Below are 26,377 nucleotides of genomic sequence, written 5' to 3' on the forward strand. Positions count from 1 at the left end.
GCTGCTTTCTCCCATGACGACCATCACCGAACCCCGTACCGTGCGCGCGCCGCGCGGAACCGAGATCTCCTGCCGCGGATGGCAGCAGGAGGCCGCGCTGCGCATGCTGATGAACAACCTGGACCCCGACGTCGCCGAGCGCCCCGAAGACCTGGTGGTCTACGGCGGCACCGGCCGCGCCGCACGGTCGTGGGAGGCGTTCGACGCCATGGTCGCCACGCTGCGCACCCTGGCCGACGACGAGACCATGCTGGTGCAGTCCGGCAAGCCCGTGGGCGTGTTCCGCACGCACCGCCACTCGCCCCGCGTGCTGATCGCCAACAGCAACCTGGTGGGGCGCTGGGCCAACTGGGAAACGTTCCGCGAGCTGGAGCGGCAGGGGCTCACCATGTACGGCCAGATGACGGCCGGCTCCTGGATCTACATCGGCACGCAGGGAATCCTGCAGGGCACCTACGAAACGTTCGGCGCGGTGGCCCGCAAGCACTTCGGGGGCAGCCTGCGCAGTACCTGGACGCTCACCGGCGGCATGGGGGGGATGGGCGGCGCGCAGCCGCTGGCCGTCACCATGAACGAGGGCGCCGTCCTCTGCGTGGACGTCGACCCGGCGCGCATCCAGCGCCGCATCGACACACGCTACTGCGACCGCATGACGCACGATCTGGACGAGGCGCTCGGCTGGATGGACCAGGCGCGCAAGGCCGGCCAGGCGCTCTCCGTGGGCCTCGTGGGCAACTGCGCCGAGGTGCTCCCCGAACTGGTGAGGCGCGGCGTGACGCCCGACGTGCTGACCGACCAGACCAGCGCCCACGACGCGCTGGTGGGCTACGTTCCCGCGGGCATGTCGCTGGAGGAGGCGGATGCGCTCCGCGAAGCTGATCCGGCAGAATACCAGCGGCGTTCCATGGAGAGCATGCGCGCCCACTGCGAGGCGATGGTCGAGATGCAGCGCCGCGGGGCCATCACCTTCGACTACGGCAACAACCTGCGCGGCCAGGCGCGCGACGCAGGGTACGCGGATGCGTTCGCCTTTCCCGGCTTCGTGCCGGCGTACGTGCGCCCGCTGTTCTGCGAGGGCAAGGGCCCCTTCCGCTGGGTGGCGCTGTCCGGCGACCCGGCCGACATCGCCCGCACCGACGAGCTGGTGCTGGAGCTGTTTCCGGAAGACGAGCACCTGCGCCGCTGGATCACCCACGCGCGCGAAAAGGTGGAGTTCCAGGGGCTTCCCGCCCGCATCTGCTGGCTGGGGCAGGGCGAGCGCGCGCGCTTCGGCGTGGCGCTGAACGACCTGGTCGCGTCGGGCGAACTGAAGGCGCCCATCGTCATCGGGCGCGACCACCTGGACACGGGCTCCGTCGCGTCGCCCTTCCGCGAGACGGAGGCGATGAAGGACGGCAGCGACGCCATCGCCGACTGGCCCATCCTCAACGCGCTCGTGAACGTGGCCAGCGGCGCCACCTGGGTGTCGTTCCACCACGGTGGGGGCGTGGGCATCGGCAACTCGCTGCACGCGGGGCAGGTGATCGTGGCCGACGGCACCCCCCAAACGCGCGAGCGGCTGGAGCGGGTGCTGACCAACGACCCCGGGATGGGCGTCATCCGCCACGCCGACGCGGGCTACGGCGAGGCGGTAGACACGGCCCGCGCCCACGGGGTGCGGCTGCCGATGCTGGACTGATCGGAACCGCGAGAAGCCGGGTCGGCGGGCCGGCCGCCGATCCGGTGGAGCGGGTGTGGGATGGCCCTCACCCGTCCGGATCGGGGCCGCCCGGGCGTTGATGGTGCTCCCCTCCTTGCCGTCGCTTGTTTCCGTCCGTATCCACATGTTCTTGAAAGTGTGTACCGCGCTGCTGCTGGCGTGCGCGGCGGCCTGCGCGCCCATCGTCACCCACACGCCGCGCGTGGAGGAGGGCTTCTCGTTCTTCGGCACGGCCGGCGGCGGGGCGCGGCTGTGCGACAGCGTGGGCTGCGATACCCAGCTGGTGCCGCAGCAGGGGGTGGGCGTACGCTACGGCCAGGCGGCGACGGCGACGCGCCCCGGCGTCAGCGCGGCGGTCACGCTCTCTACCGCGGTCGTGTCGTCGGAGCTGGACCTGTACATCCAGGCGCCCACCGCCGTGGGGCTGGACGTGGGGGCCGGGGTGCTGACCGCGGCCACGCACGACATGCCCTACGTGCAGGTGGGACGAATCCGGGAAGACGGGTCTGGCTGGTACACCACGCAGGGGTACGCTTTCCTGACGTCCAGGCCCCCGCAGTGGACGTTGAACTTCGATCGCGGCATCGCGGCCGACGAGGTGGCGCCGCGCTACTGGGCACCGACGGTGGCGTATCGAGCGGCGGGCCGGGCCGGCGTCCACGTGTACCTTTCGGGTGCGTTCGGCAGCGCGAAAACGGTGGTGTATTCCGAGGATCCGCAAACCCGCACCTCTCCCCGCCAGCCGGTGAGGGTGGTGATGATGGGGATCGTGTTCGAGATGCGGCCCGTGCCCCCGCGTGCGCCGGCGCCACGTTCCACCCCGGCGGTGCCGCCGACGGGCCTGCCTCGCTGAACGACATTCCCATGATCATGAGATTTTCTGCCCTCGTGCCGCTGGCGTTCGCCGCGGCGTGCGCGCCCGTCGTCACGCACAGCCCGCGCGTGGAGCCGGGCATCACGGTGTTCGGCACCATGGGCGGCTCGCGGTCGTTGTGCAGCCGGGATGAGTGCGACACCTTCCTGGTTCCGCAGCTGGGCGGGGGCGCCCGCTACGGCCGGGCGGCGACAGACTCCACCCCCGGGTTCAGCGTGGGAATCACGTCTTCCATCGGCTTCGTCTCGTCGGAGGTGGACCTGTACGTGCAGGCGCCCGCGTCGCTGGGCGTGGACGCGGGTGCCGGCGTGCTGGCCGGGGGCAGCCATGCCATGCCGTACGTGCAGCTGGGGCGCATGCTGGAGGACGGTTCCGGCTGGTATACCACGCAGGGCTTCGCCTTCCTGGCAGAGAGGGACGTCGGCCTGGGGATCGACGATCCCATGGTGCTGGTGACGCCGCGCTACTGGGCGCCGGCCATCGCCTACCGGACGCGTGGCCAGTACGGCGTGCACCTTTACGCCTCGGGCGCGTTCGGCTCTGCCCGCGTGGTGAAGGGATCGTACGACGACCCGGACCCGCCCGCGGAGCGCCAGCCGGTGAGGGCGGTGCTGGTGGGCGTCGTGTTCGAAATGCAAACGTCGCCGCGCCCCAGCAACGTGCCGCCCGCGCCGCGGCCCGTTCCGGCCGTTCCGCCGCCGCCGGGCCAGCCGCGCTGATCCGGCGGGCGCGCTTCTGGTCGGCGGATCGGTGCGATTTCCCCTCTCCCGGCGATGCCTGCATGTTCATGAAAGCGTGTTCCGCGCTGGTGCTGGCGTGCGCCGCGGCGTGCGCGCCGATCGTCACCCACGGCCCGCGGGTGCAGGACGGCCTTTCGTTCCACGGCACCCTGGGCGGCGGCCGGAGGCTGTGCGGTCCCCCCGAGTGCGACACTGAGCTGACGCCCCAGTACGGGGGCGGCATTCGCTACGGCCGCGCGGCGACCGCCACTGCTGCGGGCATGAGCGCGGGACTGACGGTTTCCACCTTCATCGCGTCGTCCGAGCTGGACCTCTACGTCCAGGCGCCCACCGCGCTGAGCAGCCTGGACGTGGGCGCGGGGGTGCTGCTGGCGGGCACCCACGGCATGCCGTACGTGCAGGCGGGCCGCATGAAGGCCGACGGCTCGGGCTGGTACACCACCCAGGGATTCGCCATCCTTTCGCGGCGGAACATGGACTGGGGGGTCGACGTCGACACCGAAAAGAAGGAGCAGCCCCGGTACTGGTCGCCCACCATCGCGTATCGCGCCCGCGGGCAGTACGGGATGCACGTCTACGCGTCGGGCGCGTTCGGAACGTCGAGCGTCACCAAGCGTCGCGCGGACGGGCAAGGCCTGTACACCGAGCGGCAGCCGCTGAGGGCGGTGATGATGGGCGTCGTGCTGGACGTTCAGCCGGCGCCGCCGCCCAGCCGGCTGCTACCCGCGCGGGGGGCGGTCCCGCCCGTGCCCCCGCCGCCGGCCCAGCCGCGCTGATCCGGCTCGTGCGCACGTCCGGATGCGGACGTCGAGCGGTTTCGGTCCGGTCCGGCCGCCGATATTTTCCCCGTGATGCCGACATGTTCATGAAAGCGTGTTCCGCGCTGCTGCTGGCGGCCGCCGCGGCGTGCGCGCCCATCGTCACCCACGGTCCGCGCGTGGAGCAAGGCATCACGGGCTACGCCACCCTGGGTGCCGGGAAGGCCCTGTGCAGCCCGGAAACGTGCGAAACCATCCTGATTCCGCAGCAGGGGGTCGGGCTGCGCTACGGCTGGGTGGCGACCGACTCCACGCCCGGCTTCAGCGCGGGGTTCACGTATTCCACGCCGGTCGTATCGTCGGAGCTGGACCTGTACGTGCAGGCCCCCGGCTCGCCGCTCGGGCTCGACGCGGGCGCGGGGGTGCTCGCCGGGGGCACTCACGCCATGCCCTACGTGCAGCTGGGGCGCATGCGGCCAAACGGGTCCGGCTGGTACACCACCCAGGGATACGCCTTCCTGGCACGGCGGCAGATCGCCATCGTTCTCGCCGACAACTACGAGCAGGTGGAGCCCCGGTACTGGGCACCCACCGTCGCCTATCGTACGGGCGGCCCGTACGCGGTGCACCTCTACGCGACCGGCGCCTTCGGCATGGCCTGGAAGTACGACCCCAATCGGCCAGGCGTGCGCACCGGGCGGCAGCCGGTCAGGACGGTGATGACGGGGGTGGTGTTCCAGGCGCGGCGGGCGCGTTCGCCGCGCCCCGCCAGGCCCGCGCGCGCGACGATCCCGGCCGTGCCGCCGCCAGCGGGCCAGCCGCGCTGAACCAACCCTCACCACCCAACGTTCGTGGACCTGACGATCGAGCGTCTTTCCAAGACGTACCCCAACGGCGTGCACGCCCTGCGCGACGTTTCGCTGACCGTGCCGCGAGGCATGTTCGGCCTGCTGGGCCCCAACGGCGCCGGCAAGAGCACGCTGATGCGCATCCTCGCCACCCTGCAGGAGGCGGATTCCGGCCAGGCCTGGCTAGGCGAGCTGGACGTGCTGGGCGACAAGGAAGGGGTGCGGCGCACCCTCGGATACCTGCCGCAGGAGTTCGGCCTGTACCCGCGGGCCACCGCCGAGGAGCTGCTGGGCCACTTCGCCCTGCTCAAGGGCGTCACCCGCGCGGGGGAGCGACGCGAGGTGGTGAAGTCTCTCCTGGAGCAGACCAACCTGTGGGAGGCGCGCGGGCGGCGTTTGGGCGGGTTCTCGGGCGGCATGCGCCAGCGCTTCGGCATCGCCGTCGCCCTGATCGGCAACCCGCGGCTGATCATCGTAGACGAGCCCACCGCCGGGCTGGACCCCGCCGAGCGCGTGCGCTTCCTGAACCTGCTGAGCGAACTCGGCGAGCAGGCGGTCGTCATCCTGTCCACGCACATCGTGGAGGACGTGAGCGACCTGTGCCAGCGAATGGCCGTCATCCAGTCCGGCCGCATCCTGCTGGAGGCGGAGCCGATGGAGGCCGTACGCGCCATCCGCGGGCGGGTGTGGAGCCGCGAGGTGCCGCGCGACGAGCTGGCCGCGTTCGAGCAGGTGCATCCCGTCATCTCCACCACGCTGGTGGGCGGGCGCACCGTGGTGCACGTGTTCGCCGACGCGCCGCCCGACGAGTCGTTCCGCCCCGTGGAGCCCGACCTGAAGGACGTGTACTTCACCCTGATGCGCGGGCTGAGCCTGGCCCGGCCGGCGCCCGTCGAGGTAGCGTCGGCGGAGCCGTCCGGGACGGTGTCGGAGGTGGCGGCCGAAGTGCCGGCCGACGTTCCATCGTCCGTCTTCGAGGACGGTGAGGCGGACGGGGCGCCTCGCGACGCGGGGGCGTCGTGACGACCCTGCTTCACCTGACGGCGTACGAGCTGCGCGACCACCTGCGCCGCGTCAGCACCTGGGTGTATTTCGCCGTCTTCTTCGGCCTGGGCTTCGTGCTTATGGCCGCGGCGGCGGGCGTGTGGGCGGGGTTCGACCTTGGCTCGCCCGTCACCATCGCCAACTCGCCCAGCCGCATCGCCAACCTCACGTCCATCTTTTCCGTGCTGGCGGTGCCCGTGACGGCGGCGCTGGCCGGGCACGCCGCGCACCGCGACTTCCAGGCGGGCATCCACCCGCTCTTCTTCACCACGCCCGTCCGCAAGCCGGCGTACCTGGGGGCGCGCTACCTGGGCGCGGTGATCGCCAACCTGCTGGTGCTGCTGGGCATTCCCCTGGGCGCGGCCACGGCCGCCTCGCTGCCCTTCGCCGACCCGGACCGCATCGCCTCGTACGGCGCCGGGGCGTACGCGCTTCCCTTCGTGCTGATCGTCGTTCCCAACGTGCTGGCCACGTCGGCGCTGTTCCTGGTGATGGGCGCGCTCAGCCGAAAGTTCGTGGCGGTGCAGGTGGGCGGGCTGGCGCTGCTGCTGGGGTGGAGCATCTCGCGGCTGTTCGTGAACGGGCTGGACTTCGACTGGTTCACCCAGCTTTCCGACCCGTTCGGCCTGGCGCCGCTGAACTGGGCCATGCGCTACTGGACGGTGGCGGAATCCAACGGCATGCCCCTGCCGCTGACGGACGCGCTGCTGCTGAACCGGCTGCTGTGGATGGCCGTGGGCGGGGGCGTGCTGGCCTACGGCATCGCCCAGTTCCGCTTCACCCAGTTCGCCAGCGAGTCGGGCGGACGCCTGCCGCCCGAGCCGACGCAGGCCCCGTCGCTGGCGGCGCGGCTGACGCTTCCGCAGCCCCATCGCTCCTTCGGGTTCGCGGCGCGGGCCGCGCAGCTGGGCGGGGTGGCGCACGCGTCGTTCCTGCGCATGGTGCGCGGTGTCTGGTTCTGGATCCTGGCCGGGATGTGCGTGGCGCTGGGGCTGGTGATGGGCGGGCAGCGCGGCACCATCTACGGCGTGGAGCCGCACCCGGTCACGTACATGATGCTGGAGATGGTCAGCGGCTCGTTCATGCTGTTCATCATCGTGATCGTCGCCGTGTACGCGGGCGAGCTGGTGTGGGAAGAGCGCGAGGCGCGGACGGCCCAGATCCACGACTCCATGCCCGTGCCCAACTGGGTGCCCTTCGCCGGCAAGGCGCTGGCGCTGACGGGAATGGTGGCCGTGCTCCTCTTCGCCAGCATGCTGACGGGAATGCTGATCCAGGCTGCCTCCGGCTACTTCCGGATGGAGCCGGGGCTGTACCTGCGCGAACTGTTCGGGCTGCGGCTGCCGGAGTTCGTGCTGTGGATCGTGTTCGCGATGACGGTGCAGTCGCTGGCCAACCACAAGTACGTGGGGCACCTGATCGTCATCCTGTACTTCGTGCTGAGCCCGTACCTGTACTCCACCAGCCTTTCGCACAACCTGTATCACTACTCCGCCTCGCCGGAGACGCTCTACTCCGACATGAACGGCTACGGCCACACGCTGCGGCCGTGGGCGTGGTACACCGCCTTCTGGGGCGGCGTGGCCGTGCTGATGGCCATCGCCAGCAACCTGCTCTGGGTGCGGGGGCAGGAAGCGGGCGGGGGATGGCGGATGAGGATGGCCCGCGCCCGCGCGAAGCGGCCCGTGCTGGCCGCCGCCGCGCTGGCGTTCGCGCTGGTGGTGGGAACGGGCGGCTTCATCGTCCACAACACCACCGTGCTGAACGAGTGGGAGACGGAGGACGACGCGGAGCGCATCCAGGCCCTGTACGAAAAGCAGTACAAGAAGTTCGAGGCGCTTCCGCAGCCGCGGATCACCGACGTGCGCCTGGAGGTGGACATCCATCCCGCGTCGCGCGACCTGGCCATCCGTGGCGTGTACCGGCTGGTGAACCGCGCCGGGCGCCCCATCGACCAGGTGCACGTCGACATCGTCAACACCATCACGGTCGACCGGCTGGAGCTGGGCGTGCCGGCGCAGCCCATCATCCGCGACAAGGAAAAGGGGTACCACGCCTTTCGCCTGGCGCGCCCCCTGGCCCCGGGCGACTCCACGGAGCTGCGCTTCCGCCTGCGGTTCGTGACGCGCGGCTTTGCGGACCAGCCCTCGTTCCATCCCGTGGTGCAGAACGGCACCTTCTTCGACAACCAGTGGCTCCCCGGCATCGGCTACAACCCCGAGGGCGAGCTGCAGGACGAGGGCGCGCGCGAGCGCCACGGCCTCGCCGAGCGCCCCCGCGTGCCGGCGATCGGCGACCCGCGCGCGCTGATGAGGAACGACCTGTCTCGCGACGCCGACTGGATCCGCTTCGCGGCCACCGTCTCCACCTCGCCCGACCAGGTGGCGATCGCGCCGGGGCGGCTGGTGCGCGAGTGGCGGCGGGGCGGGCGGCGGTTCTTCCGCTACGAGATGGAAGGGCCGATGCTGAACTTCTACTCGTTCCTCTCCGCGCGCTTCACGGTGCGGCGCGACCGGTGGAAGGGGGTGAACATCGAGGTGTTCCACCATCCCGGGCACGAGTACAACGTGGCGCGGATGATCCGCTCGGTGAAGGCGTCGCTGGACTACTTTACGCGCGAGTTCGGCCCGTACCAGCACCGGCAGGTGAGGATCGTGGAGTTTCCGCGCTACGGGGACTACGCGCAGTCGTTCGCGGGCACCATTCCGTACAGCGAGGGCATCGGCTTCATCGCCGACGTGGACGCGGATGACATCGACTACCCGTACTTCGTCACCGCGCACGAGGTGGCGCACCAGTGGTGGGGGCACCAAGCGGTGGGCGCCCACGTGCAGGGCTCGGCCATGCTCACCGAAACGCTGGCCGAGTACAGCGCGCTGATGGTGATGGAGAAGGAGTACGGGCGCGAGCAGATCGGGCGGTTCCTGCGCTACGAGCTGGACGGCTACCTGAAGGGCCGCGGCATGGAGCGGCGGGGGGAGATGCCCGTGGCGCTGGTGGAGTACCAGCAGTACATCCACTACAACAAGGGCGCGCTGGCCATGTACGCCCTGCGCGACTACGTGGGCGAGCAGGCGGTGAACGGCGCCCTGCGCGCCTTTCTCGCCGAGTCGCGCTATCGGCCCAACGGTCCGTACCCCACCTCGCGCGACCTGCTGCGGCACCTGCACGCCGCGACGCCCGACTCGCTGGACGGGCTGGTGGAAGACCTGTTCGAGACGGTGACGCTGTGGGATTTGTCCACGTCGCGAGCGGAGGGCACCCAGTTGCCGGACGGCCGCTACCAGGTGGACTTCACCGTCTCCGCGCGAAAGATGAGGGCCGGCGGGCTGGGACAGGAGGACGACGTGCGCATCGACGACTGGATCGAGGTCGGTGTCTTCGGCGCGGACGAGGACGAGCCCATCTACCTGAAGAAGTTCCGGTTCACCGGCGCCCCCCGCACCTTCCGTATCGTAACCGACGAGTGGCCGCGGCGGGCCGGGATCGATCCGCTGCACAAGCTGATCGACCGCGAGCTGGAAGACAACGTCATGAGCATCACCCGCGGGCGGGGCTCGCCCGCGCCCACCCGGAGTCCGGCGCGGCGCGATTCCGCGGGGGCGAAGGCGGTGGAAGGCGCGCGCTGATGGAACAGGAGAGCCTGCGGCCGGGCGAGCGGATCACGCGCACCATCCGCCAGCGGCTGCACCTGCGGGGCGAGCTGATGCTGGCCGCCTTGCCGACGGCCACGGTGCTGCTGGTGCTGTTCCTGGTGGAGACGCTCAGCGAGCAGCGCCTGCTCTTCGCGTCGCTGGCGTCGAGCGCGTTCCTGATCTACATGGACCCGGAGCACGGGACCAACCGCGTGCGAACGCTGGTGATCTCGCAGCTGGGTGCGGCCGTGCTGGGGCTGGCGGCGTTCATGGTGCTGGGTCCAGGGTACACCGGCGCCGCCCTGGCGATGGTCGCCACCATCCTGCTGATGATCGTGTCTGACGCGGTGCATCCGCCGGCCGTTTCCACCGCGCTCAGCTTTTCGCTCCGCGCGGGCGACGAGAGCAACATCGCCCTCTTCGCCATCGCCGTGGCCATCACGGCCGGGCTGGTGGTGATGCAGCGCGCCGCCGTGTGGATGCTGGCGCGCTACTCGGCCCGGCACTAAGCTCCGTGCATCATCCTCAACGGGAGGCCTGAGCCATGAGCAACTACAGCCTCGTCCTGGAGCACACGTCCACGGGGTACTCGGCATACTCGCCGGACCTGCCGGGCTGCGCGAGCACCGGGGCAACGCGCGAGAAGGCGGAGGCGAACATGCGCGACGCCATCGAGTTCCACATCGACGGTCTTCGCGAGGAAGGCCTCCCCGTTCCCGAGCCCCGGGCTGGGTGACCCACCCGGCGCCGTCCCGGATACAAAGAACCGCCGTGTCGAGCTTCGACGCGGCGGTTCTTACGTGGGGAGGTGGAGAAGGCGCTTCATTGGCCGGGAACGAGCCCGCGCGGCCCGGTGTGCCAGCGCGCGTCCACCTGCTCGGCCGTGCTCTTCGCGTGGGCCTCGCTCTCGTGAGCGCGAAGCGCCTGCGCCGAAACCATGTGGCCGCCCACGAAGATCGTCAGGCAGGCAGCGAGCGAGAACAGTTCACGGGCACGCATCGTTTTTTACTCCAGGCGGTGGTGTCTGCTGCGGAGGTGGTCCATCCACCCCTCGCGGTCTACGCCTGATAAGATGCGCTCAACCCCGGCCGGGGTCGTGGGTCGAATGACTCATTTGTGTGAAAGACCCGCAAACCGGTTTACTCGTCGCCCAGGAAGGCGGCCAACTCGGCGCCGCGGCGCTCGGCGTCTTCTTCGCCCAGGGCCATCAGGCGCTTGGCGTAGTCGTGCTGGAACATGAGCATGCTCAGCACGTCGGGGCTGGAGGTCTGCCGCGTACCCAAGCCGCGTGTGAGCATGCGAAAGGCGCGCGGAAGGCGGGGCTCGTACTCGGCGGACAGCCGCGCCAGGTCGCGCGAGGGCCTCATCACCATCAGCTTCACGGGGCGCATCCCCTGGCGGTGCTCCGGCGGCACGTGCTCCACCACCGCGTTGATGCGCTCCATCCGCGCCACGTCCTGGTCCACCATCTCGAGGAACACCGAGTCCAGCATCATGCCGATGATCTGGGCCGGCGGGGGATACCCGGCCACGTCCGGCGCTGCGGCCTCGGCGCGGGTGCGGTCGTAGCGGGTGGAGACGGCCAGGATGCGGCTGGCGCCCAGGTGCAGGGCGGGGGAGAGCGGCGCCGTCATCTTGATGCCGCCGTCGCCGTACCAGTGCGGCCCGATCTGCACCGCCGGAAAGAACAGGGGCAGCGCGGCCGACGCCATCACGTGGTCGATGGTGAACCGGCAGTGCCGGCTGGTGCGCCCCGGCCGCTCCCACGTCTCGATGTCGCGCCCCTGCACCCACACGACGGAGGTGCCGGTGGTGTAGTCGGTGGTGCTGATGGCGGCGGCGCGCAGGGTGCCGCGGTGAAGGTTGTAGTCCAGGCCCGTCAGCTCGCCGTTGACCGGGGCGAGCGCCTCTTCCAGGAACGCCCGCAGCGGCGCCGTATCGACCATCCCGCGCACCCGCCCCTCCGGGCCGCCGGCCAGCCGCAGCCCCCAGCGCCCGAAGTTGGCGGCCAGGGAGCGGGCGTCCACGCGAAAGATGCGCTCGGGGAGCAGCTCGCTCCACAGGCAGGCCAGCTCGTTGGCCGCCTGCGCGAAGGTACCGTGGTGCTGTGCCATCAGCGCCATGTTGATGGCCCCGGCCGACACCCCGGTCCAGATGGGCACCTTGATGTCGGGGTGCGCCTTGGCCAGGTAGTTCAGCAGCCCCACCTGGTACGCGCCCCGCGCCCCGCCGCCGGTGAGCACCACCGCCAGCTCCCCGCGGTCCGTCGTGGCGCCCTGCGTCGGCGCGAACTCGCGCCCCGCCTCGCTGTGCGCCGCGCCCCCCGCCCGCCGCTCTTCCACGTTCAGCGGCGGTACACGACGCGGCCGCCCACCACCGTCATCACCGGCGCGGCCTGCAGGATCTCGCCCTCCGGAACCGTCAGCAGGTCGCGGTCCCACACCACCAGGTCCGCCAGCATGCCGGCGTGCAGCATTCCCTTGCGCGTCTCCTGCCACTCGCCGTACGCCGGGGTCGCCGTGTACAGGCGGATGGCCTCCTGGCGGGTCAGCCGCTGCTCGGGCATCCAGCCGCCCGGCGGGGTGCCGGGCTCTTCGCGGCTCTGGCGGGTGACGGCCGAGTAGATGCCCTCCACCGGCGGCATGGGCTCCACCGGGAAGTCGGTGCCGAAGACGACGGTGGCGCCGGCGTTCAGCAGCGAGCGCCACACGTAGGCGCCCTCCGTCGCGCGTGCGCGGCCGATGCGCGTATCCACCCAGCGCATGTCGCTGGTTGCGTGCGTGGGCTGCATGGAGGCGATCACGCCCAGCTGCCGGAAGCGGGGGATGTCGGCCTGGTCCAGCACCTGGGCGTGCTCGATGCGGTGACGGCGCGGGCGTTCGCCGTTCACGCGGGCGGCGCGCTCGAAGGCGTCCAGCGCCTGGCGGTTGGCCGCGTCGCCGATGGCGTGAAGGATCACCTGCAGCCCCGCCGCGTCGGCCGCGGTGACCAGCGAGTCGAGTTGCGCGTTGGTGTACTGCGGCAGCCCGCGGTGCGAGTGGTCGTCGGCGAAGGGCTCCAGCATGAAGGCGGTGCGCGAGCCCAGCGTGCCGTCGGTGTACCCCTTGAGCATCCCCATCCGCAGCCAGTCGTCGCCGTAGCCAGCGGTGATGCCCAGTTCGCGCATGCCGTCGATCACCCGCCGTTCCAGCGGGTGCCAGCCGTACACGCGGACGGTGAGCGAGTCCGAGTCGCGCAGCTGCTTGTAGACCGCCATGTCGGCGCCCCACACGTCGGTCTGCACGCTGGTGACGCCCGTGCGCGCGGCCAGGTCCAGCGCCGCGCGGATGCCGCGGCGCGCCTGCGCCAGCGTGGGCGCGGGAACGTGCCGGCTCACCAGCCCTTCGGCGGTTTCCTTGAGGATGCCCGTGGCCTCGCCGCGCGCGTCGCGCACCACCTCGCCGCCGGACGGGTTGGCCGTGGTGCGGGTGACCCCGGCGATGCGCAGCGCGGCGGTGTTGGCCCACGAGGTGTGGCCGTCCACGCGCGAAAGCAGGACGGGGTTGTTGGGCGCGGCGCGGTCCAGCACCTCCTTGGTGGGCCAGCCGCCCGCGCCCAGCTCCGACGCCGGAAGGCGCGTGTGGTCCCAGCCGCGTCCCAGGATCCACTCGCCCGGCTGCGCCTGCGCGGCGGCAGCCGCCACGCGGCGCTCGATCTCGGCCAGCGAGGTGGTGCCCAGCAGACTCACGTTCAGCAGCCCCTGGCCCCCGGCGCCAAAGTGGATGTGCGCATCGTTGAACCCGGGCGTCACCAGCTTTCCGTCGAGATCGACGATCTGCGTGCCGGGACCGGCATAGTCGCGGATCGCCGCGTCGGAGCCCACGGCCAGCACGCGCCCGTCGCGGATGGCGAGCGCTTCGGCGACGGTGTTGGCCTCGTCGGCCAGGAACACGCGGCCGCCCAGCAGCACCATGTCCGCCGCGTTCGCGCGCTCGGCCGGCGTTCCGGGCCCCGGCTGCGGCCAGCCGACGGAACGGCCGTCCTGCCCGTCCGGCCTGGGAACCGGGAGCGGCGGCTCTGCCTGCCGCGGCGCAGTGACGCAGGCGGAAAGCGCGAGCAGGACGAGCAGGGTGCTGCGTGAGCGCGGGATCATACGCGTTCGTCGCTGAAGGTGTGGAATCACGGGTTCACACATGATAACGCGCGAGGCCGTGGCGTGACAAACATTGGTCACGACCGAAAGGCTTGTCTGCTTGCGATGTCCAGATTAGGTTCTGTCCACGCTGTTTACTTGCGTTTGATCCGGGGAAGAGACTGGGGACGATGGAACTGTCGGCGTTTACGCTTCGAATCGTATTGCTGTTCTTTCCAGGTGTGCTGTGCGCGTTGCTCGTAGACGCGCTGATTGCGCACCGCGAGCGAACACCAGCACAGTTTCTGACGAACGCATTCGTCCTGGCGCGGCCCGTCGCGACGATAGCGATCGAACCGCTTGGTGACGCGAGCCGATCCATCGGCCCTGGAGCAAAACATGGCGAATGAACAGAAGCCCTTGGAGGCAGGCAAGTTTTCGAAGGGCGGGCGAAACACGCAGCCGATGACGCCGCGTCCCAACTTCGTGCCAGCACCGCTCGGGCATCTCACGCCCATCGGCGGTGCGAACAACCAGCGACCGCGCGAGAGCAACCCTCCGAAGCGCTGAGCGAGCCCTTCAGCGGGTGCGGTACCAAACGCCGCCGGTGGGCTTCACCCGGCGGCGTTCGCGTTGAGGAGCGTCCGTGGTCAGGCCGAGGGGCGCTTGTACTGCGGGTCGTTGTACATCTTGAATTGGCGGTAGACCTTGGGCACCACCCTGCCTGAGGCGATGTCCGCCAGCAGGGTCGATAGCTCCTCGGCCAGGTCGTCGCGCTGAAGGCGCATCACCTCCAGGCGCTGGTTGCAGCGGTCGCGGAAGTCGGGGGCGGCGTCGTCGCGCGCGGCCTGCTCCGCCATGTGGTAGATCTTGAGCTCGATGATGCTGAGCTTGTCGACCAGCGAGCCGACAGTTTCAGCCATCGGTTCCCCCGCGGGCGGCGCGCACAGCCTCCATCACCGCCTCGTCGATGCGCTCGATCAGGTCGTTGCGCCGCTGGTTCAGCTTGTCGACGGCGCGCTTGGCGGCAGCCACCTGGTGGTCGTCGTCCACGCGCGCCTTGTCTTCTTCGTGCCACAGCTCGACGTTGGTTTCGGCCAGGCGCGCGATCAGGGTGCCGATGCTCTCGTTCATTGCCCATGTCCCGTTGGCGGGGCGGCGGCCCCGGTGACAGCGGCGCGAATGTACACGGGGGCGCATCCCGGCGCCACGCCCCGCGTTTGCCGCATCCGACCTCCACGCTATCTTCAGCGCGTCCAAGCCCCTCTCCACGGGGTGATCTCGCTTCCCCCATCCGCAGGTTCATCGTTGGCGCTGGTTCCGCTTCCCCGCTCGGCGCGCGTGCTGATCGTAATGATGAGCGCTGTGGGCGACGCCGTGCACGTGCTGCCGGTGGTCACCGCGCTCAAGCGCCACGATCCCACGCTCCACATCACCTGGGTGCTCCAGCCCGGCCCGGCGTCGCTGGTGCGCGGGCATCCCGGCGTGGACGAGATCGTAATCTTCGAGCGGAAGGGCGGCTGGCGCGCCTTCGCCGACGTGCGGCGCAAGCTGGCGGGGCGGCGCTTCGACGTTGTCCTCGATCTCCAGGTGTACTTCAAGGCCAGCATCGTCACGGCGCTGGCGTCGGCGCCGGTGAAGCTGGGGTTCGACCGGGCGCGGGCGCGCGACTGGAACTGGCTGGTCACCGGTCCCCGGATTCCGCCCCACGGCCCGCAGCACGTGCAGGACCAGTACTTCGAGTTCCTGGATGCGCTCGGCGTCGCGTACGAGCCGGTGGAGTGGAACCTGAGCCCATGGGAGCACGAGCAGGCGGCGCGCGACGCGTTCCACGCCGGACTGCCGCGTCCGGCGGCGTGCCTGGTGATCGGCAGCACGCATCCCGAAAAGGAGTGGGTGGCGGAGCGATGGGCCATGCTGGCCGACACGCTGTGGGATCGATACGGACTCCAGCCGGTGCTGGCGGGCGGGCGGTCGGAGCGGGAGGTGGAGACGGAGCGGGAGATCATGGCCCACGCCCGGCAGCCCATCGTCTCCACGCTCGGCGTGCCGTTCCGCGAACTGGTGGGGATCATCGATGGATCGGCGCTCACCATCTCGCTCGACACGGGGCCGATGCACATCTCCGTCGCGCTGAACACGCCGACGATCGCGCTGATGGGCTACACCAATCCCAGGCGCACGGGGCCGTATCGCTTCCGTGAGCTGATCGTGGATGCGTACGGCGATCCCGGGGAGGATTATCCCGTATCGATCGAAAAGCGCCCCGGCCGCACGAGCCGGATCACGCTTGAGCAGGTGCTGGAAAAGGTGGAGCTGTGGGCGCGGACGCACCGGTGAACGCGCCGCTCGACAGCATCGCGGTGGTGATGATGAGCACCGTCGGCAACGCGGTGCACACGCTGCCGGTGATCAACTCGCTCAAGGCGCACCGGCCGGAGGCGCGGATCACGTGGATCCTGCAGCACGGCGCGGCGGCGCTGGTGCAGGGGCACCCGGCGGTGGACGAAACCGTCGTGTTCGACCGGGACCGGGGGATCGGCGGATTGCGCGACCTGCGGCGGGCGCTGGCGGGCCGCCGCTTCGATGTCACGCTGAACCTGCAGGCGTACTTCAAGGCCGGCGTCGCGACGTCGCTCACCCGCGCGCCGGTGCGCGTGGGCTACGACCGGGCGCGGGCGCGGGACCTCACCTGGCTGTTCAGCACGCACAAGCTGCCGCCGCGCCCGCGTGCGCACGTGCAGGACGAGTTCCTGGAATTCCTCGATTTCCTGGGCGTGCCGCGGCGGCTGGAGTGGGAGTTGGAGGCGTCGGAGGAGGAGCGCGCGCGATACGCTCCGCTGCTTTCGGATTCGCCCGGTCCCACGGTGGCGATGGTGATCGGGACGACGAAGCCGGAAAAGGAGTGGCCGGCGGAGCGGTACGCGGCACTGGCCGACCGGCTGGCGCCGGAGTTCGGCGCGCGGACGGTGCTGGTGGGGGGACGGTCGGCGCGAGAGGAGGAGGCGGCGGCAACGATCCGGCGGCTCGCGCGGAATCCGCCGCTGGACCTGCGCGAGTGGGACCTGCGGCGCCTGGCGTACCTGATCGAACGGGCGGACGTGCTCGTGTCGCCTGACACGGGGCCGCTGCACGTGGGCGTTGCGCTCGGCACGCCGACGGTGGCGCTGATGGGCTACACCAATCCTAAGCGCTACGGGCCGTATCGCCGGTTTCTGGACCTGATGGTGGATGCGTTCGGTGAGCCGGGCGAGGACTATCCCGTGACGGCGGGGCATCGGCCAGGGCGGATGGAGCGCATCACGGTGGACGAGGTGGCGGAAAAGGTCGAACGGGCGCTGCGGGACTATCCCAGGACCAGCCCGCGCGGCCAGCTGTCGCCGTAGCCTTCGCGCACCGCCATCCAGCCGTCCGGATCGATGGGCGCGCGCAGCTTGCGGGCGGAGCGGGCGAGCCGCCGCAGCTCCGCCGCGCGCCGCGCACGGGGGACGGGTCCGGGGTGCACGCGCGCCTTGTCGAAGTCCAGCAGCCACACCTCGGGCGCGGTGTCGCGCTCCACCACCACCAGGTTGCGCAGGTTCACGTCCGGATGCGCCACGCCGGCCTCGTGCATCGTCGCGATCTGGTGCCCCGCTTCGCGCAGCATCGCCTCGCGCCGCCCCTCCGCCGCCGATTCCAGCCATCCAGCCGCATCCGTCGCCCCCGGGATGAGCAGGGTGGCGAGCGTGGCGTGGTATCCCAGCGTCCTTGGGCGCTCTATCGCCGCCAGCACCCGCGCGGTCCTGACGCCGCCCGCACGAGCGCGCTCCGTGGCGCGAAGCTCGTCGAACGCGCGGTTCCCGCCGAAGTAGCGCGACGAGTTGATGCGCTGCACCAGCCCGCCGCGGTGGTAGTGGCGCACGACCGCCTTTTCGCCCGTCTGCAGCAGGACGACGGGATGCGCCTGGCGGCCGCCGCCCAGCATCTCCACGGCCGGAAGCGCCTTTTGCTCGACCAGCAGGCGCGCGGCGTCTTCGTAGCCGCTGCGCACGAGCATGCGAGCGCCTTCGTGCTCCAGCGGAACGAAGTCCGCCAGCGCGTGCCGGCCTACGTAGGTCTTCCAATCCATTCCCGGGAACCTGCCGTGCGGGAGGGGGGACGGCAAGGTGCGCCCCACCCGCATGGGCTACCCTGGCGGGCCTTGGGTGCGGTTCGACTGGGTTCGGCGCATGCCTCAGGCGCCCCCCATCCCCAGCCCTTCCCCCGCAAACTGCGCGGGGGAAGGGAGCCAGCCCGGTGCGCACCCAAATTCCTTTGCCGCACCCCGACCTGTCATCCTGAGCCCCAAGCGCGCCGTGCCAGCCCGCAGAACATCCCTCGTGGGGCGAAGGATCTGGCCTGGGACACTTCCACCTTGGGCGCGGCAGCGGTCACCTGTGCAGAGGCCGCGACATCAGGGCGTCTCGAATCGGGTCGGGCGCATGCCTCGGCCGCCCTCTCCCCCGACCCCTCTCCCGCAAGCGGGAGAGGGGAGAATTCGATCGCGCTTCGGCAGGTGAGGCGCGCACGATGTCATCCCGACGGAGCGGCCACATCGAACCGGCCGTAGCGACGTAGACGGCAGCGACCGAGGGATCCGCCACACACTTTGCGAGACGCGTTGCGGCCGGGGACGGGACTGGTCGCTGCTCTAGGGGTGTCGCCGACGGCGTACGAGCGGCGCGGACGACGACCGGGCTTTGAGGCGTCTGCCGCTCCGGAGCGGAGTCGCGCGCTGTGTGGCGGATCCCTCAGTCGCTGCGAGCTGTCGTGCACGGGAAGGCTCGGGGCGGTCGCTCCATCGGGATGACAGATCGCGCGGTGGGCCGGCGATGTGGAGGGTTCGGGCGGTCGCTCCGTCGCGGTGACAGGACGCGCGGTGGCCGATGATGTGGGGCGTCAGGAGGGGCTTGAATGCGGCGCGCGTTCGCCGGGGAGGGCGGAGGCCCAGCGGAGAAAGGTTTCCAGCGCTTCGTTGCCCCAGAGCGGAGTGCGCGGGCGGAAGCGCATCCCCTGCATCACCTGCACGTCTTTTTCGATGAAGCGGGTGAAGAGGAAGCGCGCCACGGCCAGGCGCAGGCGGGCCATTCCCGGCAGGCCGCCGCGGCGCGTGGTGAACACCGGCGTCACCTCTACCTCCCCGCCGACGGGGACGAAGGCAAGGAGAAGCGCGCTGCGGGTACGGCCAAGATCGCTCTCCACCGTCACCGTGCTGCCGGCCCAGCAGTTGATCTGCACGCGGATGTGATCGCCGGAAAGCCGCTTCATGATACGGTCGGCCAGGCCCGTCCCCGTCACGCGCGACAGGTAGCGCATCCGCATCCGGCCCGGCTCCGGCACGTCTACCTCGGGGCGCTCGCGCAGGGCGCGGCCGTGCACGGTGCTCAGGTGCTGCTCGTCGAAGCCGTTCGCGGCCGGTGCGTACCAGGCGCAACGGAGGCGAACGGCCCGGCCATGCGAGGTCAGAAGCTCGTCGTCCGCGAACGTCTCGAACCCCGGCACCGGGCCCGGTGGTCCGTCCCCCATCCATACCCAGATCCCGCCCAGCCGCTCCGCCACGGCGTACCCCGGCTGCCGCGCGGATACCGGGGCGCGCCCGCCGCCCGGGATCTCGCCGGCGCCCTCGCGGTCCCACGACCAGTGGTGCAGCGGGCACTGCAGGTGCTCGCCCGTGACGCAGCCGTTCCCCAGGTGCGCGCCCATGTGCCAGCAGTGCGGCGCCAACGCCCCCACGGTACCCGACTGGGCGCGGAAGAGCACCACCTCGTCCTGGCCGATGCGCCGCGTCAGCACTCTGCCGCGGGGCAGGGAAGCCGAGGGCGCGAGCAGGTACCAGGCAGCGGCGCGCGACGGTGGATCGAAGACGAACGGTGCTTCGGCGTAGGTGGTCATGCAGCGGGGGAGGCGGGGAGATGGCCGGCGGTGCCCAGGTGCAGCAGGATGCGACGGATGAGATTCGGCGCGTCGGGCGTGCGAAAATAGTGATCCGCGCCCCAGACTGGATAGACCACGCCGCCGTCCACGATGGCGTCGGTCAGCAGCGTGCTCCCGTCGTTGGGGCCGAGCGTGGCGAGTTGGCGATGGCGCTTGGCGAGGGCACCCGACGTGTGTTCCGAGAGCGGGCACGCGATCACGTTGATCACGTGTACGCCATCAGGCGCCACGGCGCGCGCGGAGAGCGGCGAACCCGGCGCGTGCCCCAGCTCGCGGATCAGGCTGAAGTCCGCCCGGTGGCGCGCCAGGAACGCGCGAACCATCATCCGCCGCCACCACGGCCCGGCGAAGAACTGGTCCACCAGCGGCGTTCCGTGCACCAGCCCGCAGACGTTGATCCACGCCCGCACCTTCCGTAGCGGCGCCCCGCCGTCCTCGAGCGCCACCCGCACGTCCGCCCCGCCCTTGCTGAGCGACACGAGGATGACGGAGCCGTCCTCCTCCTTCGCCAGCGCGTCGCGGATGATCCGTGCGTTCTCCGTGACGCCGCCGGTGCTGGGCGCGGGGATGCGTTCGGCGCTGAACCCCAGCGCTCGAGCGACGGCCAGCACGGCTGCGCCGTCCGCGCCGAGTTGCGGATATTCGCGCCAGAACGCGGCGGGCGCGATCAGCAGGCGCGCCGAGGTGGATGGGAGCGACGCGGCGGGATCGATGGCATCCACCGCCTCGATGAACGCGCGATGCGGCTCGGCGTGGCGGATTCGGTCGTACAGCAGCGCCGTCGCGAAATCCACCCCATGCTCGCGTGTGACCTCCGCCAGCTTGCGTGGCGTGAGCGCGGCGTAATCACAATCCGCGTAGCTGTCGCGAAATGGACCCCTAAGCCCCGGCCCAACGCTTCCGGTGGATGTCTGCATCGGCATGTTGTGGGTCAAAGCCTCTGATCCCGGATCGCTGGATCGAGCGAAAAACTTGCATTCAGTCTCTGCAGCGCCCATATAGACGCACGCTCGCAACCCGAGCCCTCCCTGCCGTCCTGGATTCCCCGTCGAACGAAAGAGGCAACGATGAAGTGGCTCATGACTGCCGTGCTCACGCTCTGTGCGACGCCCGTACTCGCCCAGGCACCCGCCGCCGCACCGGCCAATCCCGCCGTAAGCTCCGTGCGCTCCATCTACACCGCGGCGCGCGGATACGTGCTCGCCGCCGCCGAGCAGATGCCGGCGGAAGAGTACGGCTTCCGGCCCACGGAGAACGTGCGCACCTTCGGCCAGCTGGTCGGCCACGTCGCCAATGCGGAGGGCGCCATCTGCTCCGCCGTGCTGGGTGAGCAGCGGCAGAACGCGCAGAACGCGGAGCAGCTCACGGACAAGGCGGCGATCATCGAAGCGCTCCGTGCGGCGAACGCCATCTGCGACCGCGCGTACGCCATCTCCGACGAGGCGGCGCTGCGCACGGTGCGGCTCTTCGGCCAGGAGCGGACGGCGCTGGCGGCACTGGTGATGAACGCCGGGCACGACTTCGAGCACTACGGCAACATCGTCACGTACATGCGCATCAAGGGCATGGTTCCGCCGTCCAGCCAAGGCAACTGACGCCGACGGAGGCGCCTCACGCTTTTCGAAGCCCCCGTCTGCCGGCGGGGGCTTCGTAGTATGAGAGTGGTGGTAGGCAGATAGAACCGCCTATCCCTGTCGGACGACGTGGTAGCGGTCGCGCGTCAGCCGGTGCTCCGTAGTCGCGCCGCCGCACCAGCGGATGCGGACCGCCACCGGCTCAGGCGCGGCGACGCCGAGGCCGAAGTGGAGGCGGGTGTCGTGCTGCGATGAGAAACCGTTGGCTGCTTGCACCTCGCGCGATTGGGGGCGCTCGCCCGGGAGGAGCACCGTGGCCGTGGAGCCGTAGGCTTCACGGCCGCATGTCTTTCCGTCGCCCACCAGGCGCAGGCCGATCCAGTGCGATGCCGCAGCTTTGGCGGAGGGGGCGTTGCGCAGCAGGGTGGGGCCGGCGTGCTGGTTGGCGATCACCACGTCCTGGCGACCGTCGCCGTCCAGGTCGGAGATGGCTACGCCGCGCGAGTTGTCGCCCGCGGTAAGGCCCACGAGCGGGGCCACGTCCACGAACTGCGGACGGGCATCGCCGCCGCGGTTCAGGTACACGCGGCGCTTTTCGTTGGGATAGGTGCAGCGGCCCCGGATGTCGCCCCACATGTCGGCATAGGTGTGCACCTCGCGGCCGGCCTGCATCAGCTTGTGGTTCACGTACCAGTAGTCCGGGCACCCGGCGTACCGCTCGTCCAACCGGTCGTCGACCATGCCGTTGGCCTGCACGATGTCCGCCCAGCCGTCGTTGTTCAGGTCGCCCACACCCGCACCCCACCCGAAACGGTCCTCGTTCAGCGCGCCGCGTCCCGTCGCCTCGTCGCGCAGGCGGGGGGTACCGCGGGCGTCCGGGCCGCGGTTCATCCACAGCAGCGACCCCTCGGCTTGCAGTTCCTGGTGCACGTTGCTCACGTACACGTCTGGCCAGCCGTTGCGGTCGAAGTCGGTGATGGACGAGTTCATCCCCTTGTACGTATCCATCCCTACGTGTCCGAAAAGGCGCCCGGCAACGCGCCGGAAGCCGCGTCCACCCTGGTTCAGGTACAGGTCGTCACGCCCGAAGTCGCTCGCCAGGTACAGGTCCGTCCACCCGTCGCCGTTCAGGTCGGCCGTGCCGATGGAAAGCGTCCAGTGCGTCTCCGGCATCCCCATCGCCGCCGCGTCCATCTCCACGAAGCGCCCACCCACGTTGCGCAGCAGCACGTTGCGCCCACCGTTCCGCGCGTCGTGCCAACCGTCGTGCATGAAGCGGAACATGCGCCGGTCACCGTCGAACTCCGGCTGTGGAAGCTGGAAGACGTTGAGACGGGTGGGCCGCTCGTACCCGGGCAGCCACGGATCGAGCACGTTGCCGATCAGCAGGTCCGGACGCCCATCGCGGTCGTAGTCCAGCACGTTGGCGGCGACGGAGATGGTGTACTCCGGCATTCCGGCCGCCACGGACACGTCCTCGAACTCCACGCGCCCGGTTTCCGCCAGCCGCGAGCGCAGCAGCCGCGTCCGCCCGAACGAGACGGGAACCAGCAGGTCCAGCGCGCCGTCCTCGTCGTAATCGAAGAACAGCCCGTACGAGGCGAAGCCGTGCCGCTCCGGCGCCATCCGCAGCGAGTCCAGCGCGGGGACGGCGATGCGCTCGAAGCGGAAGCCCCCACGGTTCAGGTACAGCGCGGCGCGGTCCTCGTCCCTCGCGAGCGGATGGGTGAGGAACAGGTCCGGCAACCCGTCGCCGTTCACGTCACCGGCGGCCACGGAGGCTCCGACGGATAGGAGCCACTTGGAGATGTGGCGCAGCCGCGGGTCCACCAGGTCGTAGCTCCCGCCATCCATCGCCACGCCCAGCCCGCTCTCCGCCGCGGGGACGGTGCGCAGCACGAACCCGGCGTCGTCCAGCGCCACGTGCGGGCGGATGACGGTGGCGTACGCCGTCCCACCGATCGTCGCCATCGCCCCCAGCACGCCGACGGTCCGCAGCGTGCCTCGATCGACCGCCGCGCGCAGGTGCGAGAGCGCCCCCATCCGCCACATCTCGCGCAGGTGGAGGAACGCCCAGCGGCTGATGGCGATGGCGAACGCGGCGTAGAAGAAGGTGAAGACGCTCTCCCTGGTGTGCAGATACAGATCGACCACGGTGATCCCGAATGCCAGCGCCACCTGTCCGCGTGCGTTCGGCGGCGACGTCTTGGGATCCGTCAGCATGAAGAACGTGAAGAGGAAGAACGGGGGCGTGGTCATCGTCCCCAGGAACAGCATCTCGGGCGGCAGGTGGTGGCGCATGACGTACGCGCGCAGGGCGGTCTGCAGGGCGTAGAAGAACAGGAACGACACGATCAGCCACCCGCGGCCCACGCGAAACACGAACAGCGAGAGCGCCGCCATCACCATGAACGCCGACATCGCCCAGTGGCCGCCCCACTGGTACGCGGGCGCCGTGGTGATCAGACTGCCCGCGAACAGCAGCGTGGTGGCGACGCCCGCGAGTGACGGGTTGATGGTGTGCTGCCCACGAAACGTCAGCAGGTACTTGGAGCCGATGGTGATGGCGACGGGGAGCAGGAGCAGGAAGTAGTCGTGCGAGTAGTTCAGGATCAGCGACAGCGAGAGCGCGCTGATGTACGCGCTGAGCGGAAACAGCCACTCGCGGCGGCGCAGGACGCGGTGCAGCACCACGTCCAGCGCGCAGCCGGCGGCGATGGTCAGCAGGATCTGGGCGGGCGAGCGGTTGAAGCCCAGCCACGAAACGCCCATTACCGCGTACAGCGTGAGGATGGCGGCAAAGGGCCAGCGCATGTCGCGGCGCGACGGAATGGCGCCGCGCCAGGCTGGCGCCTTCGGGTCGCCTGGGACCACGCGGAGCGCCGGCACCTGTGCAGGCGGCCCGGCGGGGGTGGTGATGGGGGGCGTCATACCAGGGCCATTTCGAAGCCGGGACGCCCGGGCGCGAAGCACTCCGCGGGCGGCTCCACGCCCGGCGGAGTGACGACGAACAGGCGAGCCGGCAGATCGGTGAACTGGAAGCCGCGGAACGCCGCGTCCAGCGGATCGCCTTCGGGCGCAAAGAACGAGAGCAGCACGTAGCCGCCGCGGCGATGGTCCGCATAGACGCGGTGCAGCAGCGCGCGCAGCACCGTCGGATCGCCCGAGGGCACGGCCTGGTGCGTGGCGTACAGGTAGCGCAGCTCCTGCCCGGGATCGGGAAGGCGCGGGAAGCGCAACAGCCGCGCGGCCAGGTCGTAGCCCATCTTCACGCGACGCATCCCGCCACGGTACGCGGCGACGATGGTGCGCTTGACCGGCGCGGCGTCCCACATCGCCAGGCATCCCACGAGCGCGCCGGAGCCGTCCTCCGCCAGGTAGAACGAATCTACGCGGAGTCCAGGCCACTCGCGCAGCCGCCGCCGCAGTTCCGCCTCGGGCATCGGCTGGCCGAATGGGCGGCTGCGTGCGTCCGCGTCCAGGAATGGGGCGAGCGTGGGGATGTCCGCCTCCGTCGCTCGGCGCACTCGAAATGTGGTGCGCCGTGACATACGAGGCAGCGTCAGGTGCACGTTGCGGATGCGGAAGTCGCGCAGGGGCGTGTAGCGCGGCATCCCGCGCTGCCGCCGGTTCTGCGCCGCGAGCGCGCGAAGGGCGCGTTCGTTCGATGCGATTACCGCCGTCAGCGACGCCGCGCACCCCCGCGACTCCATCGACGCGGTGAGCGTAGGGCCGTAGACGCGGTTCAGCAGGTGGCGCCCCTGTACCGCCGGGGACAGGCGCAGGTCGCCCAGGTAGCCGATCCGATGCTCGACCCCGCCCAGGTAGCCGTCGCGAAAGACGAGCGAGGCCATCGCCTCCACCCGCCCCTCCTCTTCCGCCACCCAGCACTCCCAGTCGTCCGACTGCAGGCGGAGCAGCGCGGAGAAGTCCGGGTCGCGGCGGATGGAGAGCGCCAGCTCCGTCTCCATCGGCACGCGGGCGAACAGCTCGCACATCGCCGCGCCGTCCTCATCGGTGGCGCGGCGGAGGTGGATGGCGGCGGTGGCCGTATCCATCACATCCAGAACTCGATACGGGTGCTGAGCGGCTCCGGTGGCGGGCCCTGCTCGCCGGCGGCGGCATGGTCGCGCAGGGCCTCGATGGCGCGATGGATCTCGTCCGCCGCAGTGCCGCTGAACCGCCGCGCCCCGAAGCGGCGCAGGTTGCCGGTCTGCACCTCCATGATGCGCACGTCCTGCTGGATCACGGTGCGCGTGTACGGCGGAAGCAGCCACCGCGCGAGTGGGTTGAAGACGCCGAAGCGGAAGGTGATGGCGGTGTACACCATCGCCCGGTCCGGCGTGATGGGCGTGATCTGCGAGGTGATGACGAAGCCGCGCTGGTCGCCCCACATGTAGTCCACGCGGGTGATGTTGGGCATGAAGAAGCGGTCCGTGTGCACCATCGGCTTGCCGTCGGGGTTCAGCAGCCACTTGCTGAAGCCGATGGAGTCGTCCGGCTGGAAGTACTCCACGTGCACCGCGTCCGCCGTGCGCTCGATGGTTGCTTCGGCACGCTTGACGTTGGCCGCCTTGCGGAACCAGCCTGAGTGCACGAACGCCGTGTGCGGCACGTCCATGAAGTTCTCCACCAGGTCCGTCACGTCCCCGTCGAACGGCGTCAGCATCACGTACGAGCGCCATCCCGGCTCGTCCGCGTGCGGAAAGCGGAACGGCTCCTTTTCCGTCGCGTGCTCCGGCGTCCCCAGGTACACCCACACGAAGCCGTCCTGCTCGCGGACGGGAAAGCGCTCCAGCCGCCGCCCCTCGCGCGGCCGCACCTCGGGGCTCTCGGAAGGAATGATCACCAGCTCGCCCTCTGCGTTGTACGTCCATCCGTGGTACGGGCAGCCGATGCAGCCGTCGAACAGGTCGCCCTTGCTGAGCGCGGCGTTGCGGTGCAGGCAGCGGTCGATGAGCGCCGTCGCCCGCCCATCCGCCCCCCGGAAAAGAACGATCGGCTCTTCCATGATGGTGGATGCGTACGGCTTCTTCGCCGTCACCTGCCTGGAAAGCGCGGCGATGTACCAGTTCTCGTGCAGCGTCCCGCTACGAAACCGCATGATGGGGCGCGATTCGCACGCATGAGTCGGGCGCTCGC

General features: G+C 70.4%; 24 protein-coding genes. 13 read left to right on the forward strand and 11 right to left on the reverse strand.

Annotation, left to right across the window (positions count from 1 at the left end; genetic code table 11):
- Nucleotides 1–13 precede the first annotated feature (13 nt).
- The 9 genes from hutU (at nucleotide 14) to VGB24_RS14860 (ending at nucleotide 10,334) form a co-directional block, all read left to right on the forward strand.
- Nucleotides 14–1,678, forward strand: a complete 1,665-nt coding sequence (hutU, locus tag VGB24_RS14820) for a urocanate hydratase (protein WP_331073725.1) — start codon at nucleotides 14–16, stop codon at nucleotides 1,676–1,678.
- Nucleotides 1,679–1,829: 151 nt separating this feature from the next.
- Nucleotides 1,830–2,552: a hypothetical protein gene (locus VGB24_RS14825; protein ID WP_331073726.1), complete on the forward strand. Its 723-nt coding sequence runs from the start codon at nucleotides 1,830–1,832 to the stop codon at nucleotides 2,550–2,552.
- A 17-nt stretch (nucleotides 2,553–2,569) separates the two neighbouring features.
- Nucleotides 2,570–3,292 (forward strand): hypothetical protein, encoded by a 723-nt coding sequence (locus VGB24_RS14830; RefSeq protein WP_331073727.1) that lies wholly within the window; start codon nucleotides 2,570–2,572, stop codon nucleotides 3,290–3,292.
- 68 nt (nucleotides 3,293–3,360) lie between these two features.
- A complete protein-coding gene (locus tag VGB24_RS14835) occupies nucleotides 3,361–4,089 on the forward strand; it encodes a hypothetical protein (RefSeq protein ID WP_331073728.1) in 729 nt (242 codons plus the stop codon).
- Nucleotides 4,090–4,178: 89 nt separating this feature from the next.
- Nucleotides 4,179–4,898, forward strand: coding sequence for a hypothetical protein (locus VGB24_RS14840; protein ID WP_331073729.1), 720 nt, complete (start codon nucleotides 4,179–4,181; stop codon nucleotides 4,896–4,898).
- Between the two features lie 24 nt (nucleotides 4,899–4,922).
- Nucleotides 4,923–5,942 carry an ABC transporter ATP-binding protein gene (locus VGB24_RS14845; RefSeq protein WP_331073730.1) on the forward strand — a complete coding sequence of 340 codons (1,020 nt, stop codon included), beginning with the start codon at nucleotides 4,923–4,925 and terminating at the stop codon, nucleotides 5,940–5,942.
- Nucleotides 5,939–9,592 (forward strand): ABC transporter permease/M1 family aminopeptidase, encoded by a 3,654-nt coding sequence (locus VGB24_RS14850; protein ID WP_331073731.1) that lies wholly within the window; start codon nucleotides 5,939–5,941, stop codon nucleotides 9,590–9,592. Before VGB24_RS14845 ends, VGB24_RS14850 begins: the two co-directional genes overlap by 4 nt.
- Entirely contained in the window at nucleotides 9,592–10,107 is a 516-nt protein-coding gene (locus VGB24_RS14855; RefSeq protein WP_331073732.1) for an HPP family protein, read from the forward strand. The genes VGB24_RS14850 and VGB24_RS14855 overlap by 1 nt, the downstream gene beginning before the upstream one ends.
- Before the next feature lie 35 nt (nucleotides 10,108–10,142).
- Nucleotides 10,143–10,334, forward strand: coding sequence for a type II toxin-antitoxin system HicB family antitoxin (locus tag VGB24_RS14860; protein WP_331073733.1), 192 nt, complete (start codon nucleotides 10,143–10,145; stop codon nucleotides 10,332–10,334).
- An 86-nt stretch (nucleotides 10,335–10,420) separates the two neighbouring features.
- Here the strand turns inward: VGB24_RS14860 and VGB24_RS14865 are convergent, their stop codons facing one another.
- From VGB24_RS14865 to VGB24_RS14875, 3 genes are all read right to left on the reverse strand, one after another.
- Nucleotides 10,421–10,597, reverse strand: coding sequence for a hypothetical protein (locus tag VGB24_RS14865; RefSeq protein WP_331073734.1), 177 nt, complete (start codon nucleotides 10,595–10,597; stop codon nucleotides 10,421–10,423).
- Between the two features lie 140 nt (nucleotides 10,598–10,737).
- Entirely contained in the window at nucleotides 10,738–11,940 is a 1,203-nt protein-coding gene (locus VGB24_RS14870) for a patatin-like phospholipase family protein (protein WP_331073735.1), read from the reverse strand.
- Between the two features lie 2 nt (nucleotides 11,941–11,942).
- The gene (locus VGB24_RS14875; protein WP_331073736.1) at nucleotides 11,943–13,730 is read right to left on the reverse strand and encodes an amidohydrolase; all 1,788 of its coding nucleotides are present in this window, start codon (nucleotides 13,728–13,730) and stop codon (nucleotides 11,943–11,945) included.
- 170 nt (nucleotides 13,731–13,900) lie between these two features.
- On the opposite strand from VGB24_RS14875, the gene VGB24_RS14880 reads away from it, so the two are divergent.
- Nucleotides 13,901–14,119, forward strand: a complete 219-nt coding sequence (locus tag VGB24_RS14880) for a hypothetical protein (protein ID WP_331073737.1) — start codon at nucleotides 13,901–13,903, stop codon at nucleotides 14,117–14,119.
- A gap of 240 nt (nucleotides 14,120–14,359) precedes the next feature.
- On the opposite strand, the gene VGB24_RS14885 is transcribed toward VGB24_RS14880, so the two are convergent.
- Together VGB24_RS14885 and VGB24_RS14890 are read right to left on the reverse strand one after the other, a co-directional pair.
- Nucleotides 14,360–14,632, reverse strand: coding sequence for a DUF4254 domain-containing protein (locus tag VGB24_RS14885; protein WP_331073738.1), 273 nt, complete (start codon nucleotides 14,630–14,632; stop codon nucleotides 14,360–14,362).
- The gene (locus tag VGB24_RS14890) at nucleotides 14,625–14,843 is read right to left on the reverse strand and encodes a DUF4254 domain-containing protein (RefSeq protein WP_331073739.1); all 219 of its coding nucleotides are present in this window, start codon (nucleotides 14,841–14,843) and stop codon (nucleotides 14,625–14,627) included. The genes VGB24_RS14885 and VGB24_RS14890 overlap by 8 nt, the downstream gene beginning before the upstream one ends.
- A 174-nt stretch (nucleotides 14,844–15,017) precedes the next feature.
- On the opposite strand from VGB24_RS14890, the gene VGB24_RS14895 reads away from it, so the two are divergent.
- Together VGB24_RS14895 and VGB24_RS14900 are read left to right on the forward strand one after the other, a co-directional pair.
- Nucleotides 15,018–16,049 (forward strand): glycosyltransferase family 9 protein, encoded by a 1,032-nt coding sequence (locus VGB24_RS14895; protein ID WP_331073740.1) that lies wholly within the window; start codon nucleotides 15,018–15,020, stop codon nucleotides 16,047–16,049.
- Nucleotides 16,028–17,095 carry a glycosyltransferase family 9 protein gene (locus VGB24_RS14900; protein WP_331073741.1) on the forward strand — a complete coding sequence of 356 codons (1,068 nt, stop codon included), beginning with the start codon at nucleotides 16,028–16,030 and terminating at the stop codon, nucleotides 17,093–17,095. The genes VGB24_RS14895 and VGB24_RS14900 overlap by 22 nt, the downstream gene beginning before the upstream one ends.
- On the opposite strand, the gene VGB24_RS14905 is transcribed toward VGB24_RS14900, so the two are convergent.
- From VGB24_RS14905 to VGB24_RS14915, 3 genes are all read right to left on the reverse strand, one after another.
- Nucleotides 17,056–17,817 (reverse strand): lipopolysaccharide kinase InaA family protein, encoded by a 762-nt coding sequence (locus tag VGB24_RS14905; protein ID WP_331073742.1) that lies wholly within the window; start codon nucleotides 17,815–17,817, stop codon nucleotides 17,056–17,058. The genes VGB24_RS14900 and VGB24_RS14905 overlap by 40 nt on opposite strands.
- Nucleotides 17,818–18,626: 809 nt before the next feature.
- On the reverse strand, nucleotides 18,627–19,619 hold the full coding sequence (locus VGB24_RS14910) for a Rieske 2Fe-2S domain-containing protein (protein WP_331073743.1): 993 nt from the start codon (nucleotides 19,617–19,619) through the stop codon (nucleotides 18,627–18,629).
- Nucleotides 19,616–20,578, reverse strand: coding sequence for a hypothetical protein (locus VGB24_RS14915; protein ID WP_331073744.1), 963 nt, complete (start codon nucleotides 20,576–20,578; stop codon nucleotides 19,616–19,618). Before VGB24_RS14915 ends, VGB24_RS14910 begins: the two co-directional genes overlap by 4 nt.
- A gap of 150 nt (nucleotides 20,579–20,728) precedes the next feature.
- Between VGB24_RS14915 and VGB24_RS14920 the strand changes: the two genes are divergently transcribed.
- Nucleotides 20,729–21,256, forward strand: a complete 528-nt coding sequence (locus VGB24_RS14920; protein ID WP_331073745.1) for a DinB family protein — start codon at nucleotides 20,729–20,731, stop codon at nucleotides 21,254–21,256.
- 90 nt (nucleotides 21,257–21,346) lie between these two features.
- Here the strand turns inward: VGB24_RS14920 and VGB24_RS14925 are convergent, their stop codons facing one another.
- The 3 genes from VGB24_RS14925 to VGB24_RS14935 are packed head-to-tail and all read right to left on the reverse strand — an operon-like array spanning nucleotide 21,347 to nucleotide 26,339.
- Nucleotides 21,347–24,166, reverse strand: a complete 2,820-nt coding sequence (locus VGB24_RS14925; RefSeq protein ID WP_331073746.1) for a CRTAC1 family protein — start codon at nucleotides 24,164–24,166, stop codon at nucleotides 21,347–21,349.
- Nucleotides 24,163–25,293, reverse strand: coding sequence for a GNAT family N-acetyltransferase (locus tag VGB24_RS14930; RefSeq protein WP_331073747.1), 1,131 nt, complete (start codon nucleotides 25,291–25,293; stop codon nucleotides 24,163–24,165). The genes VGB24_RS14925 and VGB24_RS14930 overlap by 4 nt, the downstream gene beginning before the upstream one ends.
- A complete protein-coding gene (locus tag VGB24_RS14935) occupies nucleotides 25,293–26,339 on the reverse strand; it encodes an aromatic ring-hydroxylating dioxygenase subunit alpha (RefSeq protein WP_331073748.1) in 1,047 nt (348 codons plus the stop codon). Before VGB24_RS14935 ends, VGB24_RS14930 begins: the two co-directional genes overlap by 1 nt.
- Nucleotides 26,340–26,377 lie beyond the last annotated feature (38 nt).

This window comes from Longimicrobium sp. (assembly GCF_036399935.1).
In the GTDB taxonomy this organism is placed as follows: domain Bacteria; phylum Gemmatimonadota; class Gemmatimonadetes; order Longimicrobiales; family Longimicrobiaceae; genus Longimicrobium.

Bases quoted from the DNA above. Each gene is read 5' to 3' on its own strand.
- VGB24_RS14885 (WP_331073738.1), bottom strand. From the start codon at position 14,632: ATGGCTGAAACTGTCGGCTCGCTGGTCGACAAGCTCAGCATCATCGAG.
- VGB24_RS14920 (WP_331073745.1), top strand. From the start codon at position 20,729: ATGAAGTGGCTCATGACTGCCGTGCTCACGCTCTGTGCGACGCCCGTA.
- VGB24_RS14930 (WP_331073747.1), bottom strand. From the start codon at position 25,293: ATGGATACGGCCACCGCCGCCATCCACCTCCGCCGCGCCACCGATGAG.
- VGB24_RS14880 (WP_331073737.1), top strand. From the start codon at position 13,901: ATGGAACTGTCGGCGTTTACGCTTCGAATCGTATTGCTGTTCTTTCCA.
- VGB24_RS14905 (WP_331073742.1), bottom strand. From the start codon at position 17,817: ATGGATTGGAAGACCTACGTAGGCCGGCACGCGCTGGCGGACTTCGTT.
- VGB24_RS14830 (WP_331073727.1), top strand. From the start codon at position 2,570: ATGAGATTTTCTGCCCTCGTGCCGCTGGCGTTCGCCGCGGCGTGCGCG.
- VGB24_RS14840 (WP_331073729.1), top strand. From the start codon at position 4,179: ATGAAAGCGTGTTCCGCGCTGCTGCTGGCGGCCGCCGCGGCGTGCGCG.
- VGB24_RS14855 (WP_331073732.1), top strand. From the start codon at position 9,592: ATGGAACAGGAGAGCCTGCGGCCGGGCGAGCGGATCACGCGCACCATC.
- VGB24_RS14860 (WP_331073733.1), top strand. From the start codon at position 10,143: ATGAGCAACTACAGCCTCGTCCTGGAGCACACGTCCACGGGGTACTCG.
- VGB24_RS14915 (WP_331073744.1), bottom strand. From the start codon at position 20,578: ATGCAGACATCCACCGGAAGCGTTGGGCCGGGGCTTAGGGGTCCATTT.
- hutU (WP_331073725.1), top strand. From the start codon at position 14: ATGACGACCATCACCGAACCCCGTACCGTGCGCGCGCCGCGCGGAACC.
- VGB24_RS14835 (WP_331073728.1), top strand. From the start codon at position 3,361: ATGAAAGCGTGTTCCGCGCTGGTGCTGGCGTGCGCCGCGGCGTGCGCG.
- VGB24_RS14935 (WP_331073748.1), bottom strand. From the start codon at position 26,339: ATGCGGTTTCGTAGCGGGACGCTGCACGAGAACTGGTACATCGCCGCG.
- VGB24_RS14890 (WP_331073739.1), bottom strand. From the start codon at position 14,843: ATGAACGAGAGCATCGGCACCCTGATCGCGCGCCTGGCCGAAACCAAC.
- VGB24_RS14925 (WP_331073746.1), bottom strand. From the start codon at position 24,166: ATGACGCCCCCCATCACCACCCCCGCCGGGCCGCCTGCACAGGTGCCG.
- VGB24_RS14910 (WP_331073743.1), bottom strand. From the start codon at position 19,619: ATGACCACCTACGCCGAAGCACCGTTCGTCTTCGATCCACCGTCGCGC.
- VGB24_RS14865 (WP_331073734.1), bottom strand. From the start codon at position 10,597: ATGCGTGCCCGTGAACTGTTCTCGCTCGCTGCCTGCCTGACGATCTTC.
- VGB24_RS14875 (WP_331073736.1), bottom strand. From the start codon at position 13,730: ATGATCCCGCGCTCACGCAGCACCCTGCTCGTCCTGCTCGCGCTTTCC.